Here is a 23,608-nt window from a genome sequence, read left to right on the forward strand (position 1 = left end):
TTACTGTGCGGTAGCAACGCCCTGCCCGAGCGTTCACTAGGCCTCTGCGGTGACCTCGGAGCCGACCGGAGCGGCCTCGATGTCCATATCGTCCAGTTTTGCCTGGTCCACCTTGGTCTTTGCGTCCTCGGTGGCGCGGTCCGCCTTCTCGGGCGTAACGAATCGATAACCGACGTTCCGGACGGTTCCGATCAGCGCCTCGTGCTCGGGGCCGAGCTTGGCGCGCAGCCTTCGTACGTGCACGTCGACCGTCCGGGTGCCACCGAAGTAGTCGTAGCCCCAGACCTCCTGCAGCAACTGTGCGCGCGTGAAGACGCGGCCCGGATGCTGGGCGAGGTACTTCAGGAGCTCGAACTCCTTGAAAGTGAGGTCGAGGACCCGTCCCTTGAGCTTGGCGGAGTAGGTCGCCTCGTCGACCGAGAGGTCGCCGTTGCGGATCTCCATGGGGGAGTCGTCGTTGACGATCTGCTGCCGGCCCATGGCCAGACGCAGCCGTGCCTCGACCTCCGCCGGACCGGCGGTGTCGAGGAGGACGTCGTCGATGCCCCAGTCGGCGGTGACGGCCGCGAGACCGCCCTCGGTCACTACGAGGATCAGGGGGCAGCCCGGCCCGGTGGACCGCAGCAGCTGGCACAGGCTGCGGACCTGGGGCAGATCCCGCCGTCCGTCGATCAGGATGACGTCGGCACCCGGGGTGTCGACGAGGGCCGGGCCTTCCGCCGGAGCCACTCGCACGTTGTGCAGCAACAGGCCGAGGGCCGGAAGCACCTCCGTCGACGGCTGGAGGGCGTTGGTCAGGAGCAGCAGAGAACTCATACGTCTGGTTCCTCCTCGGTCCCTGCGAGGACGTGTGTGGTGCGGAACTGCTCTGCGATCCCGAAGGCCCCGTACACCTGCGGTTTCCCGCTTCGTATACAACGCTTCCGAAAGCACAAAAGGACCCGGGGGCGTCGCTGCCCGAGTCCTCTGCCCAGCAGAATAGCCCACATGAGCACTGGTCCGGCAGGTCATGTGGCCCGATCCACCGTTCGTCCGAACTCTGAGACACCCAGACGTGCACCTTTGCGGACGTTTCTGCGCACCGACGACGGGGTGACGATCGATTCCGTATACGACCCGGCCGCGGTTGTATACGACGCCTCCGCGCCACCCTCCGTTGACCTGGTGTTCGTCGTCGCTCACGGGTTCACGGGCGATGTGGACCGGCCGCACGTCCGGCGAGTGGCCGAGGCCCTCACCCGGCACGGAGCCGTGGTCACGTTCTCCTTCCGGGGCCACGGGGAGTCCGGCGGCCGGTCCACCGTGGGTGACCGGGAGGTGTACGACCTGGCGGCCGCGGTGCGGTGGGCGCGGGAACTCGGGCACGCGCGCGTGGCGACCGTCGGCTTCTCCATGGGCGGCTCCGTGGTGCTGCGGCACGCGGCCCTGCACGGCACCGCGAGCGGGGCCCGCACGGACGTGGTCGTGTCGGTGAGCGCGCCGGCTCGCTGGTACTACCGGGGCACGGCCCCCATGCGACGGCTCCACTGGCTGGTCACGCGCCCCGAGGGCCGCCTGGTCGGCCGCTACGGATTCCGTACGAGGATCCACCACCGGGAGTGGAACCCCGTGCCCATGTCCCCTGTGGAGGCGGTACCGCGGATCGCTCCGACCCCGCTGCTGATCGTGCACGGCGACCGGGACGGCTACTTCCCCGTCGACCACCCCCGGATGCTCGCCACGGCCGCCGGTGACCACGGCGAACTCTGGCTGGAGCCCGGGATGGGCCACGCCGAACACGCGTCGGACGAGGCGCTGCTGGCCCGGATCGGGGACTGGGCCGTCTCACGGGCGAGCTAGCCTGACGGTGTTCAACGCCGATCGATTCGAGGGACGGGATGGCAAAGGTCACGGTGCGCTACTGGGCCGCCGCCAAGGCCGCGGCCGAAGTCGCCGAGGAGCCGTACGACGCGGCCACCCTCGCCGAGGCGCTCGACGCGGTGCGCGAGCGACACCCCGGTGAACTCGTACGCGTCCTGCAGCGATGCTCGTTCCTCATCGACGGCGACCCCGTGGGCACCCGCGGGCATGAGACGGTACGGCTGGCCGAGGGCGGCACGGTTGAGGTGCTCCCGCCGTTCGCAGGAGGATGAACGCAGCGATGAGCAACCAGCCGTACGAGGGGTCGTACGACGGGTACGACGACGGCTACAACGGGGCCTACGACGGGGCGTACGCCGGGTACGAGGGGCACGCGCGGCAGTCGCAGGCCTGGCCGGGGCAGCATCAGCCGCAGCCCCAGATCCATGAGGACCCGCAGTACACGCAGCGGTGGCAGGGGCAGACCTGGGAGACACAGGTGCCGGCGGGGCCGACGGTGACCGAGACGGCGTATCTGCCGCAGCAGGGGTACGACGCCGTATATACGGGGCCCGGCCCTACGGAGCCCGGCGCTGTGGACGGCAGCGGCGGCCACCAGGCCACCGCCCCCGAGTACGGTCCCGCCACCCTCGGCGGAAATTCCCGTGTGACCGACGCCCAGCGCGCCCGCATCGAAGGACGCTCGCCGATCATCGAGCCCGGGATGCAGCCGGGCGCGCTCACCGCGGTGCTCGGGCTGCTGCTCTCCGGAACGGCGGCGATCGGGTCGTACGCCCTCCTCGTACCGCTCGTCCTTCTGCAGGCCGTCACGGCGGCGGGCTGGTTCCGGCTGAACGGGATGTGGCCCGCCCGGCAGGGCATCGCGCTGGCGTTCCTGGGGGCGCTGGTGTCGGACGTCGCCCTGCTCGCGGCCGGCCGGGAGAACGCGCCCGCCGCGATCCTCGGCACGCTCGGTGTGTGGGTGCTGCTCTGTCTCGTACTGCAGCTTCGTTCGCACGCGGACCCGGACGAGCGGATGTACGGCCTGATGGCGACCGTCGCCTCGGCGGCGCTGGCGATCGTGGCGGCGGGGTATCTCGGGGCGGACGGCGACGCGGTGTCGGTCGGTGCCGCGGCTGTCGGGGTGGCCGTCCTGGCACGTGCGCTGCCGCTGCCCACTCCGGCCTCGGTGGTCGTCTCCCTGCTGGCCGCGGCGGGTGCGGGTGTCGCGGTCGGGGGGATGACGGGGCTGGGTGCGCAGGGTGCGCTGCTGGGGGCGGGCTCGGCGGTGTGCGCGCTGATCGGCCACCGCGTCGCGAGCTACGACTACCCCTCCCGCTTCGTCCACTTCACGGCGGGCGTGGCCCTGCCACTCGCGGCGGCCGCGCCGGTGGTGTACGTGCTGGGGCGGGCGCTGGGCTGACGCCACGCGGCGCGCGCCGACGGGTTCTGCCTCCCGGGCAGCGTCCCGTGCCTCCCCTGTCACAGCTGGTCGACAATCCCCCGGCGGACCCACCCCCCGGCGTTACCGTGGGTCGTCATCGACCGCCGAGGTGGGGGAACACCGCATGCGCGCACTGCGAATACTTCTGATCGTCGTCGTGATCCTGGGCGGCCTCTTCGTGATCGCGGACCGTGTCGCCCTGCACTTCGCCGAGGGCGAGGCCGCGGACAGGCTGAAGAGCACCGAGAACCTCGCCTCCACCCCGGACGTGTCCATCAAGGGCTTCCCGTTCCTCACCCAGGTCGCCGGCGGCGAGTTCGACGACGTGGAGGTCGGTATGAGGGACTACGAGGCCGCCACCGGCACCGGCTCCCAGAAGATCCGCATCGACGCGCTGACGGCGAACATGAAGGGCGTCGTGTTCTCCGGCGACTACAGCTCCGCCACCGCGGCCACGGCCACCGGCACCGCGACCATCGCCTACGACGAGCTGTTGAAGACGGCGAAGTCCGAGCCCACCCGGATCGCCCCCGGCGTCACCGCCAACGTCGTCGGCCTCTCCGACGGCGGCAACGGCAAGATCAAGGTCTTGGTCGAGGCCACCGTCCTCGGCACGGAGCTGCCCAAGCCGGTCTCCGTGCTCAGCTCGGTCACGGTGGCCGACGGCGACACCGTGCGGGTGCACGCCGACTCCCTGCCCGACCTCGGCGTCGATCTCGCCGAGAACGCGATGCGGTCGGTCACCGACTTCGGGCAGAAGATAAACGGCCTGCCCGGCGGCATCCAGCTCGACAAGGTGGAAGCCGCGACGAACGGTGTGGAGATCATGGTGAAGGGTTCCGACGTCCGGCTGGTGGGGTAGGACGACCTGCGGTCCTGGTGGACGCGCAATGTCCGAGACGTGAGACGCCGTCGTCCGCAGCGTAGATGTGCCGACGGGAACAGGCGCCCGAATCCCTGGGGAAGGGGCTCCCAGGCCATTACCATCTCGCATTTCGGACGATCCCATCTCAACATGCGACACGCCGGTGACATGTCCGCCTGTCCGTCCCTACGATCGACCTCATGAAGCGACAGGCGGATCTCACGAAGCGGCGGGCAGTCGACCTGTGCCGCGTCGCCGCCATGCTCTGTCGCACCACTCTCTGAGCGGCGGGCGACACCCGCCTCCGCGCTCTCCCCCCGCGCCCTCGATCGAGGGCATCCGTGCGCCGTCGGCAATGCCCGGCCGCGTACTCACTCTCTACGCACACCCCTCGCCGTAACTGCCCCGGAGGAGAAGAAGCATGAGCCGCAGCGACGTCCTGGTCGACGCCGACTGGGTCCAGGAACACCTGGACGACCCGAGCATCGCCATCGTCGAGGTGGACGAGGACACGTCCGCGTACGAGAAGAACCACATCAAGAACGCGATCCGCATCGACTGGACCAAGGACCTCCAGGACCCGGTCCGCCGTGACTTCATCGACCAGGAGGGCTTCGAGAAGCTCCTGTCGGCGAAGGGCATCGCCAACGACACGCTGGTGATCCTCTACGGCGGCAACAACAACTGGTTCGCGTCCTACGCCTACTGGTACTTCAAGCTCTACGGCCACGAGAACGTCAAGCTCCTCGACGGCGGCCGCAAGAAGTGGGAGCTGGACGCCCGCGAGCTGGTCGAGGAGGTCCCGGAGCGGGCCACGACCGACTACAAGGCCAAGGCGCAGGACACGTCCATCCGGGCCTTCCGCGACGAAGTCGTCGCCGCGATCGGCTCGAACAACCTGGTCGACGTCCGCTCGCCCGACGAGTTCTCCGGCAAGCTGCTCGCCCCCGCGCACCTGCCGCAGGAGCAGTCGCAGCGTCCGGGCCACGTCCCGACCGCCCGCAACATCCCGTGGTCGAAGAACGCCAACGACGACGGCACCTTCAAGTCGGACGACGAGCTCAAGGAGCTCTACGCCGAGGAGAACGTCGACCTCGCCAAGGACACCATCGCCTACTGCCGCATCGGTGAGCGCTCGGCCCTGACCTGGTTCGTCCTGCACGAGCTGCTCGGTGTCGAGAACGTCAAGAACTACGACGGCTCGTGGACCGAGTACGGCTCCCTGGTGGGCGTGCCGATCGAGCTCGGCGCCAACAAGTAACCAACCCCGACCGACCTTTCAAGACCTCTTCAGGAGTTACGACATGTGTGGAGCGAAGGCCGGCGGCCCGGACCCCTCGACGATCAAGCCCGGTGAGACCACGATCCAGGGTCAGGTGACCCGCGACGGCGAGCCGGTGGTCGGCTACGTCCGTCTGCTGGACTCGACCGGCGAGTTCACCGCGGAGGTCCCCACCTCCGCCACGGGCCAGTTCCGCTTCTACGCGGCCGAGGGCACCTGGACCGTCCGTGCCCTCGTACCCGGCGCCACCGCCGACCGCACGGTCGTCGCCCAGAAGGGCGGCCTCGCGGAGGTCGCGATCGCCGTCTGACGGCAAGCCCGGCCGAAGGGCCGCACCCCGGGTCTCCGACCCGGGGTGCGGCCCTTCGGCATGCCGGGAGCACGCGCCCTACCCTGGAGGTATGTACGCACGGCGACGTCACGTGTACTTCGCCATGATGGGGACGTGCCTGGCCCTCTTCATCCTGGCCTGGGGAGTCGTACGCATCTGGTCGGTCCCGGTCGCGGTCGGCATGTGTGTGGTCGCGATGGTCATCCCGCCGCTGGCCGCGATGGTCGCCAACCGCCGGGGACCCGAGGACCGCTGGTGGGACGACCCGTCCGGTGACCCGAAGTCCGACGAGTGGTGGGACGAGCTGGACGGGAAGAAGCGGCCGCAGTAGGAAGACGTGCATGTCGCCCACGAGACTGTCGACCGTCGTACTGGACGCGCACGACGCGCATGAGCTGGCCGGCTTCTACATGCGGCTGCTGGGGTACGAGGTGCGCCGCGAGGAGCCGGACTGGGTGCTCGTCGGCCCGCCGCCCGGCACCGACGGCACGGCGCTGTCCTTCGAGACCGAACGCGAGTACGTGCCACCCGTCTGGCCGACGCGGAAGCCCGGCGACCAGCAGATGATGCTGCACCTCGACATCGAGGTCGACGACCTGGAGGGCGAGACCGCGCGGGCCGTCGCCGAGGGGGCGCGCCTCGCCGAGTACCAGCCCCAGGACGACGTACGGGTGCTGTTCGACCCGGCGGGCCACCCGTTCTGCCTGTGGGTCGAGGAAGCCCGAGTAGCACCTCAGTAGACGAGGGCCTGCGTCTCGTCCCCCAGCGCCTCCTGCACGAACACCTGCGCGCCCGCGATCCGTACGCCCTCGAGCACGTCCTTCTCCGTGATGTCCCGGCGGGCCGCGCACTGCGTGCACAGCGTGAGGCGGCCGCCGGCCAGGATCGAGTCGAGCAGGTCGGGCAGCGGTGCCGCGTGCGGCAACTCGAACTCGGCGGCGCGGCCCGGCAGCGCGAACCACGCGGACTCCCCGGTCAGCCACACGGAGACGTCCACGCCGCTGGCCACCGCCACCGCCGCGACCGTGAACGCCTGCGAGCAGCGCTCGGGGGCATCGGCCCCCGCCGTCACCTTGATCACGAGCTTCTTAGCCATGTCCGAATCGTAATCAACTCCCTTACAACTCATGGTGTTGGCCATGAGTCTCCTGTGGAGCGCGAATACGGAACAAACCATTCACGTTCTGTGGGGGGACGTCTTGGAAGGACCCGAAGTAGTAGGCGGCGCATCCGGCGCGCCGGATATACCGAGTGAGCCGGTTGCGCCGCTTGCGGACGTGCCGCGGGCGCGCCGGCGCGGCCGTACGGCCCTGCTGATCGCCGGAGCCGCCGTGCTCGGCGTGGTGGCCGGCACCTGTGGCGGTTATCTCGTTCAGGCCGACCGCGAGCCGACGAAGCTGCCGCCGCTCTCCCAGCCGGTGCTGGAGCAGGCGAAGGGCGCCGGTCCCGAGCCGCTGTCGGCCGCGCAGGACCGGAAGGTGAAGACCGACGGCGACCTGCGCAAGCTGCTGCTGAAGAAGCCGAAGGGGACCAAGGACGCCGAGTGGCTCGAGGGCTCCGACGGCTGGATGGACCTGGCGGCGTACGCCGAGGACTTCGAGCACCCCGCCGGCGCGTTCGAGGAACTCGTCACCGACGACTTCCGCCGGGCGGCCGTCGTCGGCTGGGAGGTCGGCAGCACGTACACGGTGGAGATCCGGCTGGTGCAGTACCGGCAGGACGAGACCCTGGCGGCCTCCGACGCCAGTGACAACGGCCAGTACTGGGCCGAGGAGGAGGACGCCACCGACAGCTGGGACATACCCGGGACCGGGGACGGCATGGCGTACGTCCACAAGAAGCCCGACACCGAGCCCGGCTACCTGCCGCTGTACAGCGCGGAGGCGCACGCCTGGCGCGACGACATCGCCATGGAGATCTGGATCTACGGCAGCAAGCCGGTCTCCAAGAAGACGATCATGGACCTGGCCAAGCGGCAGATGGAGCGGCTGTGAGCGAGAACGAGACGGAGCCGGCCGAGGCCGTCGAACCGGCCGGGGTCGCCGAGCCGGAGGCTGCCTGGTCCGACTCCCAGGTGGTCGCATCGCCCGTCGCCGACGCCTCCGTGCCGGAATCCGCGCCGGGCGAGAAGCCCCGCCGCCGGGGTTGTATCGCCGCTGTGGCGGGCTCCGTGGTGCTGGTCGGTGCCCTCGTCGCGGGGGTGGGGTACACCGTGGTGACCGTGAACGGGGCCGATCGGGACGCGGGTGCGCCCGTCTGGAAGTTCCCCAAGGCCAAGGCCGAGGACGCGAAGACGGCACCCGCGACGGGGCTCGCCGGGATGCTCGTGCCGTACGGGACCGATGGCTGGACGCCGGGGCCGGACCTCGCGGAGTTCGGCTCCGACACCCGGCTCAGCGGCGCCCAGGCCACGGCCCTCCAGAAGGAGGCACTGCGCGACCTGCCCCGTTCCCAGCGCAAGCGGCTGGAGAAGCAGATCGACAAGCAGCGCGTCAAGGGCATGGCGATGCGCAGCTACTTCAGCGGGGAGGCCCGCTCCTACGGCAACGAGGGCATCTACACGGTGAGCATCGTGCTGTCCCAGATGGACAACAAGGCCGCCGTACGGGACATCGCGACGTTCCAGCACGAGTTCCTCGATGCCCTGGACGTCTTCCGCAAGGGCCCGGCGGTCAAGGGCCACAAGAACGCCAAGTGCTTCCTGCCGCCCAAGGACGACGACGCGGACCTCGACACGATGTTCTGCTCCGCCTACCAGGGCGACGTCCTCGTGACCGCCACCGCGGACGGGATCAAGCCACTCGACACCGACGGAGTCGCGATGCTGCTCGCCACGCAACTCGACCGCATCGCAGAGCCGGGGGAGGCGGTATGACCGACCAGAACCAGACGACGGACCCGGAGACACCCCAGGCGCCGGAACCGACCCCTGCCCCCGAGCCGGCCGAAGAACCGACCCCCGCGCCCGATTCGGCCGCCGAGCCGGTTCCTGCTTCCGCGGCGATTCCGGTCCCTGCGCCTGTGCCCGCCACCGAGCCGGTGCCTGCTGCTCCGGTCCCTGTGGCCGGGCGGGTTACGGAGTCGGTCCCTGCGCTCGGGTCGGACGCTGAGCCGGTGTCTGCTTCCGAGGCTGCTCCGGTTCCTGTGGCCGGGTCTGCTACGGAGTCGGCCCTTGCGCCTGTGCCCGCCGCCGAGCCGGTTCCTGCTGCTCCGGTCCCTGTGGCCGGGCTTGCCAAGGAGTCGGTCCCTGCGCCTGTGCCCGTCACCGAATCGGTTCCTGCTGCTCCGGTTTCTGTGGCCGGGCGGGTTACGGAGTCGGTCCCTGCGCTCGGGTCGGACGCTGAGCCGGTGTCTGCTTCCGGGGCTGCTCCGGTCCCTGTGGCCGGGCCTGCCACGGAGTCGGCCCTTGCGCCTGTGCCCGCCGCCGAGCCGGTGCCTGCTGCTCCGGTTCCTGTGGCCGGGCTTGCCAAGGAGTCGGTCCCTGCGCTCGGGTCGGCCGCTGAGCCGGTGTCTGCTTCCGGGGCTGCTCCGGTCCCTGTGGCCGGGCCTGCCACGGAGTCGGCCCCTGCGCCTGTGCCCGCCGCCGAGCCGGAGGCTGCTGCTCCGGTCCCTGTGGCCGGGCTCGCCAAGGAGTCGGTCCCTGCGCTCGTGCCCGTCACCGAACCGGTTCCTGCTCCCTTGGCCGCCGATGGCGGGATCGCGTCACAGGGGCCGCCCGCACCCGGCCACGAAAGCAGCACGGGAGCTGCGGGTGGGGGCCTCCCCGCCGCAGCCGGAGTCCCGGCCGCTCGAACCGCCCGCATCCCGAAGGGCCTGCGCACGGCCCTCCGCTGGACCGCCGCCGTGCTCGTCTTCGCGGCGGCGGGGGCGGCCACGGCGTACGGGATCACGGGGATGGAGCGGACGGACGTACCGGGCCTGGCGACGGAGTCGGACGGGCGCTGGGACTACCCGGAGCTGAAGAAGCCGCCGCTGCCGTCCGGCAGCCCCGGGCCGTTCGCCGAGTCGAACCGGGCCGGCGCCCACTACGCCGACCTGCGCGCCCTCGTCCTGCCCGCCCCCGCGGGCGCGACGCAGGACAAGGCGCTCCGCGGCTCGGACGGCTGGCTGGCGACCAAGGACTTCCTGGCGGAGTACGCGGACGCCGACGAGCGGACCGAGCTCGGGCAGAGGCTCGTCGACAACGGCCTGCGGCACATCGCGGCCCGCGGCTGGACCACCCAGGACGGCACGCGGACCCGGGTCTACCTGCTCCAGTTCGGCACCGGGGCTGTCGTGGACAGCGTGTTCGGCCGGATCTCCCCGTACAGCAGCCCGACCTACCGGGTGCAGGGCACCGACGAGTCCAAGTACGACGAGGACTTTCCGGCCGTGACCCAGCTCACGGGTATCCAGCGCTCCACCTACGTCGAGGTCAAGCCGTACGGCCCCGAGCAGGTACGCCAGGCGTACCTCGCCGCCGGTGACGTCCTCGCCGTGGTGCTGCAGACCAGGAAGGGCACCGCCGACGCCGTGCCCTTCCAGCAGACGGTGGTCCTGCAGAGCCAGCTTCTCGGCTGACCCCGCGAAGGCCCACCTCACACGGAACACCGGGCCCCGGCCGCGTAAGCTGGGGCCCGGCCCTGTACACGTACCGCACCACGCTTGTCCCGAGGAGCACCCCGTGGAGATCTTCTTCGAAATCCTGCTGGTCCTGGTCTGCGTCGGCGTCCTCGCCTTCGCCGGACTGACCGTGAAGAAGCTGTACCAGGGCCAGCGCTGACCGACCATTCCAGGAACTGCCAACCATGATCGAGATCCCGTCCGACCTCCACAAGGACCTCGTCCCCCTCGCCTTCCTGCTCGGCAACTGGGCCGGCGCGGGTGTGCACGACTTCCCCGGTTCCGAGAAGTGCAACTTCGGGCAGGAGGTCGCCTTCACGCACGACGGCCGGGACTTCCTGGAGTACCGCTCCCAGACCTGGGTCCTCGACAAGGACGGCAACAAGGTGCGGCCGCTCGAGTCCGAGTTCGGCTATTGGCGCATCGACGCCGACCGCAAGGTCGAGGTCACCATGACCCGCGACGACGGGGTGGTCGAGATCTGGTACGGCGAGCTCGCCGCCAAGAAGCCCCAGATCGACCTGGTGACGGACACCGTGGCGCGCACGGCCGCCGCCCGCCCCTACAGCGGCGGCCAGCGGCTGTACGGCTACGTCAACAGCGACCTGATGTGGGTCGGCGAGAAGCAGACCCCCGAGGTCGAGCTGCGCCCCTACATGTCGGCGCAGCTGAAGAAGGTCGTCACCCCGGAGGACGTCGAGCGCTGGGCGAAGGCCCTGCCGGACGACCTTCCGGACGACGGGATCGCCTTCTTCAAGTAGGCATCCGTTCCAGTGGTCCTAGACTTTCTGGTGTGGTGAGCACCGACTGGAAGAGCGACCTCAGGCAGCGCGGCTACCGGCTGACGCCGCAGCGCCAGCTTGTCCTCGAAGCCGTGGACACCCTGGAGCACGCGACCCCCGACGACATCCTCGTGGAAGTGAGGAAGACGGCGTCGGGGGTCAACATTTCCACCGTGTACCGGACGCTGGAGCTGCTGGAGGAACTCGGGCTGGTCAGCCACGCCCACCTCGGGCACGGCGCCCCCACCTATCACCTCGCCGACCGTCACCACCACATCCACCTGGTCTGCCGCGACTGCACGAACGTCATCGAGGCGGACCTGGCCGTCGCCGCGGAGTTCACCGCCAAGCTGCGCGAGACCTTCGGCTTCGAGACGGACATGAAGCACTTCGCGATCTTCGGCCGTTGCAAGGACTGCTCTCTGAAGAGTTCAACTACCGAGTCGTAGGCTTGTGTCCATGAAGAGCCCCCTGCTGTCCCTGCCCGGAGCCGTCGCCGCCGAGGGCGTGGACGAAGGCGTCGCCGCACACTACGGCGACCTGTTCCGCGAGCAGCGCGCCCTCGCCGACGGCTCCGGCTTCGTCGACCTCTCCCACCGCGGGGTCGTCGCCGTCTCCGGTGAGGACCGCCTCAGCTGGCTGCACCTCCTGCTCACCCAGCACGTCAGCGAACTCCCGCCCGGCCAGGCCACCGAGGCGCTGATCCTCTCCGCGCACGGCCACATCGAGCACGCCCTGTACCTCGTGGACGACGGAGCGACGGTCTGGGCGCACGTGGAGCCCGGCACTCAGGACGCGCTGCTCGCGTACCTGGAGTCGATGAAGTTCTTCTACCGCGTCGAGGTCGCCGACCGCACGGCCGACTTCGCGGTGGTGCACCTGCCGGCCGGTTCCATCGCCGAGGTGCCGGAGGGCGTGGTCGTCCGCGAGACGCCGTACGGCCGTGACCTCTTCCTCCCCCGCGCGGACCTGGAGTCGTACGCCGAGAAGGCGGGTCCGGCGGCCGGGATCCTGGCGTACGAAGCCCTCCGCGTCGAGAACCACCGCCCGCGCCTCGGCTTCGAGACCGACCACCGCACGATCCCCCACGAGCTGGGCTGGGTCGGCACGGCGGTGCACCTGCAGAAGGGCTGCTACCGCGGCCAGGAGACGGTGGCCCGGGTGCAGAACCTCGGGAAGCCGCCCCGCCGCCTGGTCTTCCTCCACCTGGACGGCAGCGAGGTCCACCTCCCCACCCACGGCACGGAGATCCACCTCGCCGACGACGGCCCCGACGGCCGGAAGATCGGCTTCATCACCACCTCCGTACGCCACCACGAACTGGGCCCGGTCGCCCTGGCGTTGGTCAAGCGGAACGTGGCGGTCGACGCAAGGCTGGTGGCGGGCGACACGGCAGCGGCCCAGGAGACCGTGGTCGAGCCGTAGGGGGTCGACGGTCGGCCCGCGGGCGGCACCTCTCACATCTCGAGCAGCACCGTAAACGGCCCGTCGTTCGTCAGAGACACCCTCATCCGCGCACCGAACCGCCCCGTGGCCACCGTCGCCCCCAACGCCCGAAGCTGCGCGACGACCTCGTCGACCAGGGGCTCGGCCACATCACCGGGAGCCGCCGCGTTCCACGTCGGCCGACGCCCCTTCCGCGCATCCCCGTACAACGTGAACTGGCTGATCACCAGCAGCGGCGCATCGACGTCACTGCACGACTTCTCGTCGTGCAGCATCCGGATCGACCACAGCTTGCGAGCCAGCTGCGCAGCCTTCTCCTTCGTGTCCTCGTGCGTCACCCCGACGAGGACGCACAGCCCCTCGCCGGCGATCTCCCCGACCGTCTCGCCGTCCACGACGACACTCGCACCCTCGACCCTCTGCACCACTGCACGCATGCCGCCATCATGCCGTGCGCCCGCACCCGCTCCACGGGTGGCCCGTACCGGCCCCGTGCACGGCTTCTTATTGATCCCTAACCCCCCATCTGGGGCCGATCGGGGGCACTCGGTCACATAGCGGCCACTTGGGGTGGCACGATGCTGCCACACGCCGGTCGAGGGGACGGTAGAGGCACATGAGCACACCGAGTACCGGGCAGCCCCATGGGGCTGTCTCGCTGACCCGTACGGGACTGACCACCCCTGCGGGACAGCTGAACACGGCAGAGCTGGGGACGCCCCGGCCGCCGCTGCAACGCACCGACAGCCCGCCCATGCCCGGGGAATCGCCCGGGCACGACCTGGCTGTGCTGAGCCTGCCAGAGCTGCGCACGCTGCGCCGGGACGCCCAGCGCGACGAGGCCGACCTCAGCTATGTACGGCGGCTGCTGCAGGGCCGTATCGACATCCTGCGGGCGGAGCTCACCCGGCGCGGCCCGGCGGCCGTCCCGGACCACCCGGACGAGGCCTCCGTGGTCGACCGGCTCCCGGAGATCCTCACCGACGCCCCGGCCCGGTACCGCTCCTCGGCCCGCCATGTGACCCTGGGCACCCCGCACAGCGAGGAGTACCGGCGGCTGGCCGCGGAGATGCTCGCCGAGGTCGAACTGTCCGACCTGGACGCGCGGACCGACCCGGAGCTGACGGAGGCGATGGGGCGGCTCGTACGGTACGAGCAGCAGGTGTCACGGCAGCGGCAGCGGCTGCAGCGGACGGCCGACGACTGCAGTGCGGAGATCGCCCGCCGGTACCGCGAGGGGGAAGCGCAGGTCGACGACCTGCTGATGTGACGCCTCCGGAAGGCACCGCAGCTGCCCGCGGCCACCACCGGGCCGCACCGCCCGTCCTCGCCGAAGCCGTACGATCCGGCTTCGTCGAGGGCCGGCACCGGGGGCAGCCTGGTGCTGCCGGCCGCGGACAGGCCGGTCGAGCTCGCGCTCGCGGACGTGACGTCCCCGTCTTCCCGCGTTCCTCCAACAGGCCGATGCAGGCGGCGGGCGTCCTGCGCGCGGTCCTCGACCTGACCGGGGAGCGGCCGGCGCCGGCCGCCGCGAGCCTCCCCAGGTCTCGGAGGAGTCCATCCCCACCGCGACCTGGTCCGCAGGATGCCCGACGAGCCCTCGCGGGGGCGAAGGGGCAGAGTCCCTGGAGACGGGACGGTAGGGGCGGAGGGGCGCGAAAAATCCCCGCGACACCACCCCGGCGCAGACCTACCGTGACCTCATGACCCCCCGAGCCGCCATCGACGTCCGCCCGATCACCGAAGCCGAGTTCCCCGACTGGACCCGTGCCCTGAACATCGGTTTCCTCCGCCAACCGACCCCCTCGGAGGAAGAGCTCGAAGCCCGCCGCAACCACTTCGCACCGGGCCGCCTCCTCGGCGCCTTCGACAACGGCCGCTGTGTCGCCACCTTCCGCTCCTTCACCCAGGAGCTCACAGCAGTGGGCGGCAGCCCCGTCCCCGCCGACGCCATCTCCAACGTCACCGTCAGCCCCACCCACCGCCGCCGCGGCCTGCTCACCCGCATGATGGCCCACGACCTCGCCGCCGCGAAGGCCCGCGGGGACGTCGTCGCGACGCTCATCGCCGCGGAGTACCCGATCTACGGCCGCTACGGCTTCGGCCCCGCCACCACGATGACCGAGTGGACGGTCGACGTACCCCGCGCGGGCCTCGACCCCCGCTGGGCGGGCCCCCAGGACGGCGCCACGATCGATCTCGTGGACGCCGAGGACGTTCGCAAGCTCGGCCCCGAACTGCACGAGCGCCTGCGCCGCATTCGGCCGGGCGCCGTCAGCCGCACCGACCTGTGGTGGCGGGTGAACACGGGCGCCGTACGCTTCGGCAAGGACTGGACCGAGCCCTTCTACGCCGTCTACCGCTCGGCGGACGGCGAGGTGGAGGGCCTGGTGTCGTACGAGGCCGACGAGAAGTGGGGCGACGGCAAACAGCCGCTGAACACGGCCGAGGTGAACTGGCTGATCGCGGTGACCCCGGCCGCCGAGCGCGAACTGTGGCACTACGTCTGCTCGATCGACTGGGTCGTGAGGGTGAAGAGCGGCTGGCGTGCTCCCGACGATCTGCTGCCACTCCTCCTGCCGGACCCGCGGGCGGCGGTCGTCACCACGCAGGCGGACTGGCTGTGGGTGCGGATCCTGGATGTCGTACGTGCTCTGGAGGCGCGTACGTACGGGGGGCCGGGCGCACTGGTGCTGGACGTCGTCGACGGGGACGGACTCGCCGGCGGCCGTTACCGGCTGGAGGCGGCGGAGGACGGCCGGGCGACCTGCACTCCGACCACGGCGAACGCGGAACTCACGCTGGACATAGCCGAGTTGGCGAGGCTGTGGCTGGGCGACGAGTCGGTGGTACGGCTCGCGGCGGCGGGCCGGGTGCGGGAAGAACGAGCGGGCGCCGCCCGAGTGGCCGACGCCCTGCTGCGTACGTCCAGGCGACCGTGGTGCCCGGACATCTTCTGAGCTCCTCCCTGCCGACGACGGGGACCGTGGTGACCTGTCCGTAGCTCATCCGTAGCTATGGCTGTTGAGTTGTGACTGTGCACTGTCGCTGTTCAGTTGTCGGTGTGGAGTTGTGACTGTGCTGTTGGTGCTGACTGATCGAGCTCCCGGCTCCCCTCCGGAAGGGAGCCCGATCAGCCGGACTGGGCGAGCAGCATCACGAGGATCACCGCGCCGATGCCGCCGATCATGCTGTTCTTGGCCTTGATCCCGATGGAGAACGCGAGGAACCCGATGATGCCCATCGGCCCGTACTTCCACTGGACGAGCTGCTCGAATCCGAAGGCGAGTGCTGCGACGAGGATGGCGATGAGCGGCATAGCGGTTCCTCCGGTTCCTCCTAGGGGATAGGCCCCTCCAAGTCCGACCATGTTGTAGAAGTTGGCTACCAACTTCACTGTACTTATCTCCGCTTGGGAGCGTCTCATAACCACCTTCCCATGAACTGCCAAAAGATGGCGGGAAGTTGTAGTGTTTTGGTCGTGGACCCGGAACACGCCTCCGTCAATGGACGGAAGACGCCCCAGCGGCCACGGCCGACCCAGAGGACACACCACGACGTGGCCGACGAGCTGCGCACCCGGATCAGGTCCGGCGTGCTGCGGCCAGGTCAGCGCATGCCCACGCAGGCCAGGCTGGCCGACGAATTCGGCGTCGAGCGCGGTGCCGTACGCGAAGCCCTGCGGATCCTGCAGGCGGAGCACCTGCTGACCGGCGTTTCCAAGGGGAGCCCGGCGACGGTGGCGCCGGATCCGGGCCTCACCAGGCCCGTCACCGGGCCGGGGGCTCCGCCGCTGCCCACCACGGTGGCTCTCGCCCCGCGCATCGCGGCCGCCTTCGCGTCCTCGCACGTCGAGATCGACGCCCTCTGCCTGACCTCGGTCTCCCTCACGCTCGCCATCGGCGAACCGCTGCGCCGGATCCACGCGGGGGAGCTGAAACCGGCCAAGGTCGACGTCCGCGTCCTGCTGCCGTCCCGCGACATAGACCTCGCGTTCCCGACCCCGGTGGACGCCCCGGCCGAGCACGGTCGGCTGCAGCGCCGCTGGCTCGCCCACCGCAACGCGCAGGGTCAGGTACTGCAGCACAACCTGCAGTCCCTGCACGCGACGCACGGCATAGACGTCCACATCACGTTTCGCGCACTGCCCTTCACGCCACCCGTGAAGCTGTACCTTCTCAACGGTACGGAGGCGTTGTTCGCCTACTACACGCTCACGCGCCGCGAGCAGGAGATCGACCACAAGCACCTGCAGATGTACGACGCCGAGGGCACGCAGTCGATGCTGTTCGCCTTCGACCAGGGCGCCGGGCTGCGCGACACGACGTTCGTCGAGCAGTCCCATCTGTGGTTCAACGCACTGTGGGAGACGATCAGTTCGGAGCTGGTGCTCACGAGCTGATCGTCTCCCACGGCGGCTGACCTGGTGCGTCCGGCTCATAGTGCCGGCCTCGTCACCAGGAGGGCCAGAATGACGGCCCCGATCGAACTGACCGCCGGACTCTTGGCCTTGATGCCGACGCTGAGCAGCACCAGACCGATGACGCCGACGGCTCCGTACTTCCACTTGAGCGTCTGCTCCAGGCCGACGACGAAGACCGTGGAGAGGAGGGCGATGGCAGGCATGGTGTTCCCCCTTCTGGCTGCCGGACGGAACGGTCGTGGGGGGTTACGAGAGGAAGCAAACCTTCCGCCAACTCTCTCAAGTTGGCAACCAACTCTTACTATGTTGTCCCCACTTGGCTACTACTCATAAACAACTTTCAAACAACTCCCCATAGATGGATCAGAGTTGTAGCGTTTGGTCGTGACCCAGGAGAGCGTGGCAGTGAACGGCAGCAGAAGGCTGACACCCCAGGAGATCGCGGACGTCCTGCGCGAACGCATCCGCGTCGGCGACCTCAAGGCGGGTGACCGCCTGCCCACCCAGGCCGAACTCGCGGAGGAGTTCGGCGTGGAACGCGGCACGGTCCGCCAGGCCCTGCGGGCATTGCAGGGCGACGGTCTCCTCACCAATGTGAGCAAGGGCAGTCCACCGCGGATCGCGGAACCGGCACCGGTGCGAGGCGAGCCCCAGCCGACGATGGTGGGCCTGGCGCCGCGGTTGACGCAGGCGTTCTCCGTGCCTCGGGTACGGATCGATGTCGTGTGCCACACGGCCGAGACCCTGATGCTGGCCACCGGTGAGCCACTGCGCCTGATCCATGAGGGGCGCATACGGCCCCAGTCGATCGACGTCCGCATCCTGGTTCCCTCCCGCGACATCGAGCTCGCCTTTCCTGTACTGGTCGAAGCCCCCGGCGACGCCAACCCGGTGCACCAGCGCTGGCTGGCGATGCGCAACGCCCAGGGCCAAGTGCTCCAGCACAACCTGCTGTCCCTCCGCTCCACGCACGGCATCGACGTCAGCGTCACTTTCCGGGCGCTGCCGTTCACTCCGCCCGTGAAGCTCTACCTGCTCAACGGTGAGGAAGCGTTGATCGGGTACTACATGCTCACCAGGCGGGAAGAGGAGTACGGGAGCCAGACCCTGGACATGTACGACGCGCTCGGCTCGCAGTCCCTGCTCTTCTCGTTCCTCAAACAGGCCGGCCAGCGCGACGCCGCGTTCGTGGAGGAATCCCAGAAGTGGTTCGACGCCCTCTGGGAAACCATCACGACGGACCTGACACTCTCCTAGTGACCTCTGAGACGACGCACACTGAACCGGTGGCTGCTGAGACAGAACAACTGGGTTCACTGATAGCCCCCGTTCGGTACGTGCTCTGGGACCTGGACGGGCCCATGTGCCGACTGTTCGCCGGCTACCCGGCGGACGGGATCGCCCATGAGTTGGTGGAGTTGATCGACAGGCTGGGGATGGGAAGCCTGTTGACCGAGGAGGAACGATCCGGCACCGACCCGCATTTCGTTCTGCCGGGCGTCCACAGGCGGCATCGGGGGAGCGACCTCGTCTTTGAGCTCGAGGCGTGGCTCACTCGGCGTGAGCTGGAGGCCGTGCCCCGCGCGCTGCCCACTCCGTACGCGGACCCGCTGATCAGGACCTGGTCGGCACTCGGGGCCAGGTTCGCGATCACAACCAACAACTCCGCGCTCGCGGCAACGGCCTATATAGAGAGCCGTCGGCTGACCGACTGCTTTCCCTACGTCTACGGCCGGACGCAGAACCTCGACCTCATGAAACCGAACCCGTACTGCCTGGAGCAGGCTGTCAAGGCCATGGGCGCCACACCCTCCGCCACCCTGATGATCGGCGACTCTCCAACGGACCTCGAGGCTGCGCAACGTGCCGGCGTCTCGTTTCTCGGCTATGCGTGCAACGAGCGCAAGGATCGGCTGCTTCGGGAGGCCGGGGCCACGTCGATCGTGGGTTCTCTGGAGGAGGTCCTGAAACTGCTCCGTGGCAAGGACTGAGTCATCAGGAGCAGCGGCATCAGAGCTGGGAGTGATCACCGGCCCCCCTTGGAATCCGTCAACGTGCGGGACAATTGGACTGGTTGACTCGGATTGGACTTCCCCGGCGCTGGAGATCCTTAATCATCAGTCCAATTGACAGTTCGTCGGTGGCGGTAAGTTGCCTGAACACGGGTGTACCTCCGGCCGGACGGCGGTAGGTTCTGAGGGTGGAAACCTCAGCAGCTGCGGAAGGCTTGGGCCGGGAGTCCGCCCGGGTGGCGGAGTTCCTGCGGGAGCGGATCACGGACGGGACGTATCCCAGGGGCCACCTGCTCCCCACGCAGCGGCAGCTGGCGGCGGAGCTCAAGGTCTCCCGGGACACGGTTCAGCGCGCACTCAGGCAGCTCGTCGAAGCCGGTCTGATCGAAGCCCGCCAGGGCAGCGGCAGCCGGGTCGTGCGGGTGCCCTCCCTCGGTCCCCTGAAGGCGCCCGGCGCGCTGCCGGGCGTGCCCTCGCTCGAGCCGCTGATCCGGCAGGCCTTCGAGGAGCGGAAGGTGAGCCTGGATGTCTTTACGCTGACCTCGGAGACCCTGGTCAGCCACCTCGCGGTGCAGGAAGACCGCATCCTTCGCGCGCGTGAGATCCGACCTGAGGAGTTGCGCATCCGCATGCTGCTGCCGGCGGAGGACGCACCGCTCGCCTACCCCCGGGCCAAGGACCCGGACGACCCCCGGATCTGGGTGCGCTGGAGGACGATGGCCCGTCGGCACACCAGGAAGGTGCGTCAGGTGGTCGACCGGCTCGCCGATGCGGGCGTGGACGCCCGGCTGGAGATCCAGCGCGTGCCGATGACCCCGCAGTTCAAGCTGTACATACTCAACGACGCCCACATGCTCTTCGGCCCGTACGAGGTGATCGACACCGTCATCCCGCTCGAGGACGAGGACGAGACCCAGGTGGATTCCTACGACGTACTGGGCGCGCACTCGGCACTCACGTACCACGGCATGTCCGAAGGCGACCATGCTGCCGCCTTCTTCGAGAGTATGCGTGGCTGGTTCGATTCGAATTGGGACATTCTGAGCGAGGCCTCGAGTCGTAAGAGGTGAGATGTCGGGACACGGCCTGATACGGAGGGTGAGAGGGCGTGTCCAAATAGTGACACGGCGTGAGGAACCTCGAGTCTCGTACTACTCTGTGCGCCCATGTCGTCCCCTCTGCACCGCAGAGCGTTCCATTCCTTGGTACGCCGACTCGCGGAGGCGCGGCGCCGCAGCCCCGACGGGGAGGTGGTTTCCGGCCATCACAACACGAACCTCATCCTGCCCCTGGGCCGTCCGCTGGCCTTCTTGCTGGGGGAGTCGTCGGGGCACGTTCTCGCCAAGTTCCGCACCCCCCTTCAGGCGGTGGAGGTAGTGCCGCGGATCTGGCGTCGCGAGTCGGAGGTGCTGGGGGCGCTGCGCGGGCGGCTGAGCCAAGTGCCACGCTGTCTCGCGGACTTCGGAGAATGGTCTCTGCACGACTATCTGCCGGGCCGCGCCCTGGCTGACGAGGTGCCCGCCGGGAGGATCGGCGAGGCCCGGGTGGCCGCGCTCGCCGAGTTCTTCGCCGGCCTGGCCGGTGTGCGTGAGGCCGACCTGCCCCCGTTGCCCGCCGACTGGCCGGTCGACGGCGACAGCCGGGGCTTCCTGGGCTGGCTCGCCCGGTTTGCGGAGCAGAAGGTGCACCAGGCCAATCGGCCGCGCTTCGGCAGGCTCTTCGACGATGTCGGCATTCCATTCGATGCCGTCGAGCGTTTCATGGCCTCCGTGCCCAAGTTGACCGCACGTCCGTTCGTGCTCCTGCATACGGACGTGCACCGGGCCAATGTGCTGATTGTGGACGACCCGGAGACACTGGACGAGCGTCTCGCGGTCATCGACTGGGAACTCGCCCTGTACGGCGATCCGCTGCACGATCTGGCGACCCACCTGGTCCGGATGGACTACGACGAGTCCGAGTACGACCTGATGCTCGAGCTGTGGACGAAGGCGATGCTCGACGCGGGCCACGCCGACATGACCGCTGACCAGGAACGCGACCTGGACGCCTACCTCGGCTTCGAGTACGTCCAGTCGCTGTACCCCGACGTGATGCGGGCCGCGCTGTACCTGCCGGACGACCCCGGCGAGCAGGACCTGGCCGCTGCGGCGGGCCGTGTCCGCCGCGCCCTGAGCCGGGCGATGCAGCCGCTGTCCCTCGCGGGTGAGCCGTTTGACGAGCAGCAGATCCGCGAGGCGCTGCGTCGTTGGCACTCGGCAGACGGGGAGTGGCGGACCCGCGCCGACGACGGCGGGGAAGGGGCGGCGCAAGGGGAGATAGCGGGGCCGGCCGAGGTGCGGAAGTGGAGGACGTACCGCTCCCGCACGGAGCGTGCGGAGCGTCCGGCGCCCGATCGGCAGAGGGAGCCCACGGGCGTGCACAGCTGACGGGATGCGCGGAAGCGCACGGAGGCAAGGGGACACGGAGGAACGGCATGGCTGTTGACCTCGACGACGTCACGGGCGTTCGGAAACTGCTGGCCGGTGCCGGCAGCGTTCTGTTCGACTTCGACGGGCCGATCTGCCGCCTCTTCCCCGACGGCTCCTCGAAGTCGGTGGCCGACGAACTCCGTGAGACGGTGGACCGGTTCGGAGCAGGGGACGTCCTCTCGGTGGATGAGCGCACCCATATCGATCCCCACGTGGTGCTCCGTGCCGTGCACCGGGCGGCGCGGCGCGACCCGCGCCTGAGCCGCATGGTGTCCCTGCTGGAGGCGCAGGTGACGGCGGGCGAAGTGGCTGCCGCGAGTACCGCCGAGCTGACACTGCACGTGGACACGGTGGTCGAGCTGCTGTTCGGGCGGGGTGTACGGCTCGCAGTGGTCACGAACAACTCCCCCGTGGCGGCCCACGCCTATCTCCGGGACCACGGCCTGATCCGCTACTTCAGCGCTGTCGAGGGCCGGCGGCCGAACGACCCCGGCCTGATGAAGCCCCACCCCGATGTCGTCCTCCGGGCTCTGGACGGTCTGCACCTCCCGCCCCGGCGGGCGGTGATGATCGGGGACACCGGGACGGACCTGCAGGCGGCGTCACGGGCGGGCGTCTCCTTCATCGGGTACGGGCGCAACGACCAGAAGGCGGAGAAGCTGCGGGACGCGGGCGCCGAGGTCGTGGTGGGCTCGTATCTTCCGGTGCTGGAAGGGGAGCGCGGGCATGGTTCTTGAGGCGGTCGTGTCGGACATCGCCGTCCGGCTGTTCCTGGAGAAGGGCTTCGACGCCGTGTCCGTCGCCGAGGTCGCCGCCGCCGCGGAGATCTCCAAGCCGACGCTCTTCCGGTACTTCCCGGCCAAGGAGGACCTCGTCCTGTACCGGATCACCGATCACGAAGGGGAGGCCGCCCGGGTGGTGGCCGGGGCGTCCGGGGCGCCGTTGGGCAGGAGGGTTCCGTCGGCGTCGTCGCCGCCGACGCCGACACGGACCGGGTGCGCGAGGCGGTCGCCGCGGCCGGGATCGCTGCCGCGGGGTCGGAGGACCCCGTCCCCCGGGTCACCGTGGTGCCCGCGAGCCTCGTCAAGGGACTCGAGTACGACCATGTCGTCGCCGTCGAGCCGGCGGCGATCGCGGAGGCGGAGGAGCGGGGACCGCACCGGCTGTACGTGGTGCTGACGCGGGCGGTGTCACGGCTGGAGGTGGTGCACGGCCAGCCGTTGCCGTTCTGGGCGACGACCGCCCGCCAGGACGGTCAGCCGGCGTCGAGGAGCGGGATCAACTGCTCCTCCTCGTACGTCAGATGCGCCTCCAGCTCCGCCGTCAGACGGTCGACCTCGCTGCGGGCGGCGGCCAGGTCCCCCTGGGCGGACAGCACCCGGCGCAGTTCCTCCACCAGGGCCGCGATCCGCTCGTGCTCCTCGCGCAGGCGGGCCAGGGCAGGGGCGGACTCGGGACGGCGGTCGGCGAGGAACGGGAACAGGGCCATGTCCTCGCCGGTGTGGTGGTTGTGCAGGCCCTGGCAGAAGGTCAGGCAGTTGACGCGCAGTTGGGCGCCCAGGGTGGTGCCCTTGCCCATCTCCTGCCGGATCAGGGCGAGTTCGCGGCGGAACCCGTCGTGGACCACCTTGATCGCCTCGCCGGGCGAACCGGCGTTGATGTTCGGCGGGCCGCCCTGGGCGATCTCGTACAGGGCGACCACCGGGATCACGCGGTCCGTCTTGTCCTGGTACGCCGCCCAGCCCGGGTCCGCCTCCACCGCCCGCGCGAAAGCCCGGTCGCGTTCCTCGCCCGCGAGGGCGACGGCCCGCGCCTCGTACGTGAACGCGCCGCTCTCGACGGTCACCTGGGGATGTACGAGGAGGTTGCGGTACCAGTCCGGGTGCTTCGGCGAGCCGCCGGCCGAGGCGATGACCAGGACGCGGTCGCCGCCGTCGGGGAGATAGCCGACGGGGGTGGTGTGCGGGGTGCCGGTGCGGGCGCCGGTGGTGGTGAGGAGGATCAGCCGGGCGCCTTCGAACCAGCCGCCCACGCGGCCCTTGTTGGCGCGGAACTCTTCGATGATCTGTTGATTGAAGTCGTTGGGCACTCTCTCTTCTTTCTCTGTCGCT

Annotated in this window: 30 protein-coding genes and 2 pseudogenes; 26 read left to right on the forward strand and 6 right to left on the reverse strand. The window is 69.6% G+C overall.

All coding sequences use genetic code 11. The annotated features are described in order from the left end of the window. Window positions 1-36: 36 nt before the first annotated feature. Complete coding sequence (locus tag ABZO29_RS23830) at window positions 37-816, reverse strand: winged-helix domain-containing protein (RefSeq protein ID WP_367322203.1); 780 nt, start codon at window positions 814-816, stop codon at window positions 37-39. A 171-nt stretch (window positions 817-987) separates the two neighbouring features. Here ABZO29_RS23830 and ABZO29_RS23835 point away from each other — a divergent pair, with 171 nt between their 5' ends. From ABZO29_RS23835 to ABZO29_RS23875, 9 genes are all read left to right on the forward strand, one after another. Beyond that, on the forward strand, window positions 988-1,839 hold the full coding sequence (locus ABZO29_RS23835) for an alpha/beta hydrolase (protein ID WP_367322204.1): 852 nt from the start codon (window positions 988-990) through the stop codon (window positions 1,837-1,839). A gap of 38 nt (window positions 1,840-1,877) precedes the next feature. Beyond that, a complete protein-coding gene (locus ABZO29_RS23840; RefSeq protein ID WP_367322205.1) occupies window positions 1,878-2,132 on the forward strand; it encodes a MoaD/ThiS family protein in 255 nt (84 codons plus the stop codon). Window positions 2,133-2,140: 8 nt separating this feature from the next. Beyond that, window positions 2,141-3,262, forward strand: a complete 1,122-nt coding sequence (locus ABZO29_RS23845; protein ID WP_367322206.1) for a hypothetical protein — start codon at window positions 2,141-2,143, stop codon at window positions 3,260-3,262. A gap of 145 nt (window positions 3,263-3,407) precedes the next feature. Continuing rightward, a complete protein-coding gene (locus ABZO29_RS23850; RefSeq protein ID WP_367322207.1) occupies window positions 3,408-4,145 on the forward strand; it encodes a DUF2993 domain-containing protein in 738 nt (245 codons plus the stop codon). Between the two features lie 203 nt (window positions 4,146-4,348). Continuing rightward, window positions 4,349-4,432 carry a putative leader peptide gene (locus tag ABZO29_RS23855; RefSeq protein ID WP_367326217.1) on the forward strand — a complete coding sequence of 28 codons (84 nt, stop codon included), beginning with the start codon at window positions 4,349-4,351 and terminating at the stop codon, window positions 4,430-4,432. Window positions 4,433-4,569: 137 nt separating this feature from the next. Next, complete coding sequence (locus tag ABZO29_RS23860) at window positions 4,570-5,409, forward strand: sulfurtransferase (RefSeq protein ID WP_367322208.1); 840 nt, start codon at window positions 4,570-4,572, stop codon at window positions 5,407-5,409. Window positions 5,410-5,452: 43 nt separating this feature from the next. Further along, window positions 5,453-5,740: a DUF1416 domain-containing protein gene (locus ABZO29_RS23865; protein ID WP_289933799.1), complete on the forward strand. Its 288-nt coding sequence runs from the start codon at window positions 5,453-5,455 to the stop codon at window positions 5,738-5,740. Window positions 5,741-5,831: 91 nt separating this feature from the next. Continuing rightward, on the forward strand, window positions 5,832-6,092 hold the full coding sequence (locus ABZO29_RS23870) for a DUF3099 domain-containing protein (RefSeq protein ID WP_367322209.1): 261 nt from the start codon (window positions 5,832-5,834) through the stop codon (window positions 6,090-6,092). A 10-nt stretch (window positions 6,093-6,102) separates the two neighbouring features. Beyond that, window positions 6,103-6,501 (forward strand): VOC family protein, encoded by a 399-nt coding sequence (locus tag ABZO29_RS23875; RefSeq protein WP_367322210.1) that lies wholly within the window; start codon window positions 6,103-6,105, stop codon window positions 6,499-6,501. Here ABZO29_RS23875 and ABZO29_RS23880 read toward each other — a convergent pair. Continuing rightward, window positions 6,495-6,857 carry a DsrE family protein gene (locus ABZO29_RS23880; RefSeq protein WP_367322211.1) on the reverse strand — a complete coding sequence of 121 codons (363 nt, stop codon included), beginning with the start codon at window positions 6,855-6,857 and terminating at the stop codon, window positions 6,495-6,497. The two genes, ABZO29_RS23875 and ABZO29_RS23880, sit on opposite strands and share 7 nt — an antisense overlap. Before the next feature lie 181 nt (window positions 6,858-7,038). Here ABZO29_RS23880 and ABZO29_RS23885 point away from each other — a divergent pair, with 181 nt between their 5' ends. The 6 genes from ABZO29_RS23885 (at window position 7,039) to ABZO29_RS23910 (ending at window position 12,570) form a co-directional block, all read left to right on the forward strand. Then, complete coding sequence (locus ABZO29_RS23885; protein WP_367322212.1) at window positions 7,039-7,755, forward strand: hypothetical protein; 717 nt, start codon at window positions 7,039-7,041, stop codon at window positions 7,753-7,755. 110 nt (window positions 7,756-7,865) lie between these two features. After that, window positions 7,866-8,636 (forward strand): hypothetical protein, encoded by a 771-nt coding sequence (locus ABZO29_RS23890; RefSeq protein WP_367326218.1) that lies wholly within the window; start codon window positions 7,866-7,868, stop codon window positions 8,634-8,636. 698 nt (window positions 8,637-9,334) lie between these two features. Beyond that, window positions 9,335-10,321: a hypothetical protein gene (locus tag ABZO29_RS23895; RefSeq protein WP_367322213.1), complete on the forward strand. Its 987-nt coding sequence runs from the start codon at window positions 9,335-9,337 to the stop codon at window positions 10,319-10,321. A 227-nt stretch (window positions 10,322-10,548) separates the two neighbouring features. After that, window positions 10,549-11,124, forward strand: coding sequence for an FABP family protein (locus tag ABZO29_RS23900; protein ID WP_367322214.1), 576 nt, complete (start codon window positions 10,549-10,551; stop codon window positions 11,122-11,124). A 32-nt stretch (window positions 11,125-11,156) separates the two neighbouring features. After that, window positions 11,157-11,594: a Fur family transcriptional regulator gene (locus ABZO29_RS23905; protein ID WP_367322215.1), complete on the forward strand. Its 438-nt coding sequence runs from the start codon at window positions 11,157-11,159 to the stop codon at window positions 11,592-11,594. Between the two features lie 10 nt (window positions 11,595-11,604). Further along, window positions 11,605-12,570 carry a folate-binding protein YgfZ gene (locus ABZO29_RS23910; protein WP_367322216.1) on the forward strand — a complete coding sequence of 322 codons (966 nt, stop codon included), beginning with the start codon at window positions 11,605-11,607 and terminating at the stop codon, window positions 12,568-12,570. A gap of 32 nt (window positions 12,571-12,602) precedes the next feature. Here ABZO29_RS23910 and dtd read toward each other — a convergent pair whose 3' ends face one another. Then, a complete protein-coding gene (gene dtd / locus ABZO29_RS23915; RefSeq protein ID WP_367322217.1) occupies window positions 12,603-13,028 on the reverse strand; it encodes a D-aminoacyl-tRNA deacylase in 426 nt (141 codons plus the stop codon). 179 nt (window positions 13,029-13,207) lie between these two features. Here dtd and ABZO29_RS23920 point away from each other — a divergent pair, with 179 nt between their 5' ends. From ABZO29_RS23920 to ABZO29_RS23930, 3 genes are read left to right on the forward strand one after another with little or no spacing between them, the layout of a single operon-like run. Continuing rightward, window positions 13,208-13,861: an aerial mycelium formation protein gene (locus ABZO29_RS23920; RefSeq protein WP_367322218.1), complete on the forward strand. Its 654-nt coding sequence runs from the start codon at window positions 13,208-13,210 to the stop codon at window positions 13,859-13,861. Next, the gene (locus tag ABZO29_RS23925; protein ID WP_367322219.1) at window positions 13,858-14,298 is read left to right on the forward strand and encodes an asparaginase; all 441 of its coding nucleotides are present in this window, start codon (window positions 13,858-13,860) and stop codon (window positions 14,296-14,298) included. The genes ABZO29_RS23920 and ABZO29_RS23925 overlap by 4 nt, the downstream gene beginning before the upstream one ends. Next, window positions 14,295-15,551 carry a GNAT family N-acetyltransferase gene (locus ABZO29_RS23930; protein ID WP_367322220.1) on the forward strand — a complete coding sequence of 419 codons (1,257 nt, stop codon included), beginning with the start codon at window positions 14,295-14,297 and terminating at the stop codon, window positions 15,549-15,551. Before ABZO29_RS23925 ends, ABZO29_RS23930 begins: the two co-directional genes overlap by 4 nt. Before the next feature lie 173 nt (window positions 15,552-15,724). Here the strand turns inward: ABZO29_RS23930 and ABZO29_RS23935 are convergent, their stop codons facing one another. Further along, window positions 15,725-15,910 carry a hypothetical protein gene (locus tag ABZO29_RS23935; protein WP_367322221.1) on the reverse strand — a complete coding sequence of 62 codons (186 nt, stop codon included), beginning with the start codon at window positions 15,908-15,910 and terminating at the stop codon, window positions 15,725-15,727. A gap of 156 nt (window positions 15,911-16,066) precedes the next feature. Here ABZO29_RS23935 and ABZO29_RS23940 point away from each other — a divergent pair, with 156 nt between their 5' ends. After that, window positions 16,067-16,993, forward strand: coding sequence for a FadR/GntR family transcriptional regulator (locus ABZO29_RS23940; protein WP_367322222.1), 927 nt, complete (start codon window positions 16,067-16,069; stop codon window positions 16,991-16,993). A gap of 35 nt (window positions 16,994-17,028) precedes the next feature. Here the strand turns inward: ABZO29_RS23940 and ABZO29_RS23945 are convergent, their stop codons facing one another. Then, on the reverse strand, window positions 17,029-17,217 hold the full coding sequence (locus ABZO29_RS23945; protein WP_367322223.1) for a hypothetical protein: 189 nt from the start codon (window positions 17,215-17,217) through the stop codon (window positions 17,029-17,031). Window positions 17,218-17,392: 175 nt separating this feature from the next. Between ABZO29_RS23945 and ABZO29_RS23950 the strand changes: the two genes are divergently transcribed. The 7 genes and pseudogenes from ABZO29_RS23950 to ABZO29_RS23980 all read left to right on the forward strand — a co-directional run. After that, window positions 17,393-18,271 carry a GntR family transcriptional regulator gene (locus ABZO29_RS23950; protein ID WP_367322224.1) on the forward strand — a complete coding sequence of 293 codons (879 nt, stop codon included), beginning with the start codon at window positions 17,393-17,395 and terminating at the stop codon, window positions 18,269-18,271. Then, on the forward strand, window positions 18,220-19,005 hold the full coding sequence (locus ABZO29_RS23955; RefSeq protein ID WP_367322225.1) for an HAD family hydrolase: 786 nt from the start codon (window positions 18,220-18,222) through the stop codon (window positions 19,003-19,005). Before ABZO29_RS23950 ends, ABZO29_RS23955 begins: the two co-directional genes overlap by 52 nt. Window positions 19,006-19,214: 209 nt before the next feature. Beyond that, the gene (locus ABZO29_RS23960) at window positions 19,215-20,096 is read left to right on the forward strand and encodes a GntR family transcriptional regulator (RefSeq protein ID WP_367322226.1); all 882 of its coding nucleotides are present in this window, start codon (window positions 19,215-19,217) and stop codon (window positions 20,094-20,096) included. A gap of 96 nt (window positions 20,097-20,192) precedes the next feature. Next, window positions 20,193-21,455 (forward strand): phosphotransferase family protein, encoded by a 1,263-nt coding sequence (locus tag ABZO29_RS23965; protein ID WP_367322227.1) that lies wholly within the window; start codon window positions 20,193-20,195, stop codon window positions 21,453-21,455. A gap of 47 nt (window positions 21,456-21,502) precedes the next feature. After that, complete coding sequence (locus tag ABZO29_RS23970; protein ID WP_367322228.1) at window positions 21,503-22,234, forward strand: HAD family hydrolase; 732 nt, start codon at window positions 21,503-21,505, stop codon at window positions 22,232-22,234. Next, window positions 22,224-22,421, forward strand: a pseudogene (locus tag ABZO29_RS23975) (TetR family transcriptional regulator); the annotation flags it as partial. The gene ABZO29_RS23970 and the pseudogene ABZO29_RS23975, both read left to right, overlap by 11 nt. A 5-nt stretch (window positions 22,422-22,426) precedes the next feature. Next, window positions 22,427-22,726 (forward strand): annotated as a pseudogene (locus ABZO29_RS23980) (AAA family ATPase); the annotation flags it as partial. Between the two features lie 26 nt (window positions 22,727-22,752). Here the strand turns inward: ABZO29_RS23980 and ABZO29_RS23985 are convergent. Beyond that, window positions 22,753-23,586 carry a nitroreductase/quinone reductase family protein gene (locus tag ABZO29_RS23985; protein WP_367322229.1) on the reverse strand — a complete coding sequence of 278 codons (834 nt, stop codon included), beginning with the start codon at window positions 23,584-23,586 and terminating at the stop codon, window positions 22,753-22,755. Window positions 23,587-23,608 lie beyond the last annotated feature (22 nt).

This window comes from Streptomyces sp. HUAS ZL42, assembly GCF_040782645.1.
GTDB lineage: Bacteria > Actinomycetota > Actinomycetes > Streptomycetales > Streptomycetaceae > Streptomyces.

What these genes read in the sequence shown, in the direction of transcription:
- ABZO29_RS23830 (WP_367322203.1), bottom strand. Translation starts at nt 816, where the DNA reads ATGAGTTCTCTGCTGCTCCTGACCAACGCCCTCCAGCCGTCGACGGAG.
- ABZO29_RS23835 (WP_367322204.1), top strand. Translation starts at nt 988, where the DNA reads ATGAGCACTGGTCCGGCAGGTCATGTGGCCCGATCCACCGTTCGTCCG.
- ABZO29_RS23840 (WP_367322205.1), top strand. Translation starts at nt 1,878, where the DNA reads ATGGCAAAGGTCACGGTGCGCTACTGGGCCGCCGCCAAGGCCGCGGCC.
- ABZO29_RS23845 (WP_367322206.1), top strand. Translation starts at nt 2,141, where the DNA reads ATGAGCAACCAGCCGTACGAGGGGTCGTACGACGGGTACGACGACGGC.
- ABZO29_RS23850 (WP_367322207.1), top strand. Translation starts at nt 3,408, where the DNA reads ATGCGCGCACTGCGAATACTTCTGATCGTCGTCGTGATCCTGGGCGGC.
- ABZO29_RS23855 (WP_367326217.1), top strand. Translation starts at nt 4,349, where the DNA reads ATGAAGCGACAGGCGGATCTCACGAAGCGGCGGGCAGTCGACCTGTGC.
- ABZO29_RS23860 (WP_367322208.1), top strand. Translation starts at nt 4,570, where the DNA reads ATGAGCCGCAGCGACGTCCTGGTCGACGCCGACTGGGTCCAGGAACAC.
- ABZO29_RS23865 (WP_289933799.1), top strand. Translation starts at nt 5,453, where the DNA reads ATGTGTGGAGCGAAGGCCGGCGGCCCGGACCCCTCGACGATCAAGCCC.
- ABZO29_RS23870 (WP_367322209.1), top strand. Translation starts at nt 5,832, where the DNA reads ATGTACGCACGGCGACGTCACGTGTACTTCGCCATGATGGGGACGTGC.
- ABZO29_RS23875 (WP_367322210.1), top strand. Translation starts at nt 6,103, where the DNA reads ATGTCGCCCACGAGACTGTCGACCGTCGTACTGGACGCGCACGACGCG.
- ABZO29_RS23880 (WP_367322211.1), bottom strand. Translation starts at nt 6,857, where the DNA reads ATGGCTAAGAAGCTCGTGATCAAGGTGACGGCGGGGGCCGATGCCCCC.
- ABZO29_RS23900 (WP_367322214.1), top strand. Translation starts at nt 10,549, where the DNA reads ATGATCGAGATCCCGTCCGACCTCCACAAGGACCTCGTCCCCCTCGCC.
- ABZO29_RS23910 (WP_367322216.1), top strand. Translation starts at nt 11,605, where the DNA reads ATGAAGAGCCCCCTGCTGTCCCTGCCCGGAGCCGTCGCCGCCGAGGGC.
- dtd (WP_367322217.1), bottom strand. Translation starts at nt 13,028, where the DNA reads ATGCGTGCAGTGGTGCAGAGGGTCGAGGGTGCGAGTGTCGTCGTGGAC.
- ABZO29_RS23920 (WP_367322218.1), top strand. Translation starts at nt 13,208, where the DNA reads ATGAGCACACCGAGTACCGGGCAGCCCCATGGGGCTGTCTCGCTGACC.
- ABZO29_RS23930 (WP_367322220.1), top strand. Translation starts at nt 14,295, where the DNA reads ATGACCCCCCGAGCCGCCATCGACGTCCGCCCGATCACCGAAGCCGAG.
- ABZO29_RS23935 (WP_367322221.1), bottom strand. Translation starts at nt 15,910, where the DNA reads ATGCCGCTCATCGCCATCCTCGTCGCAGCACTCGCCTTCGGATTCGAG.
- ABZO29_RS23945 (WP_367322223.1), bottom strand. Translation starts at nt 17,217, where the DNA reads ATGCCTGCCATCGCCCTCCTCTCCACGGTCTTCGTCGTCGGCCTGGAG.
- ABZO29_RS23965 (WP_367322227.1), top strand. Translation starts at nt 20,193, where the DNA reads ATGTCGTCCCCTCTGCACCGCAGAGCGTTCCATTCCTTGGTACGCCGA.
- ABZO29_RS23970 (WP_367322228.1), top strand. Translation starts at nt 21,503, where the DNA reads ATGGCTGTTGACCTCGACGACGTCACGGGCGTTCGGAAACTGCTGGCC.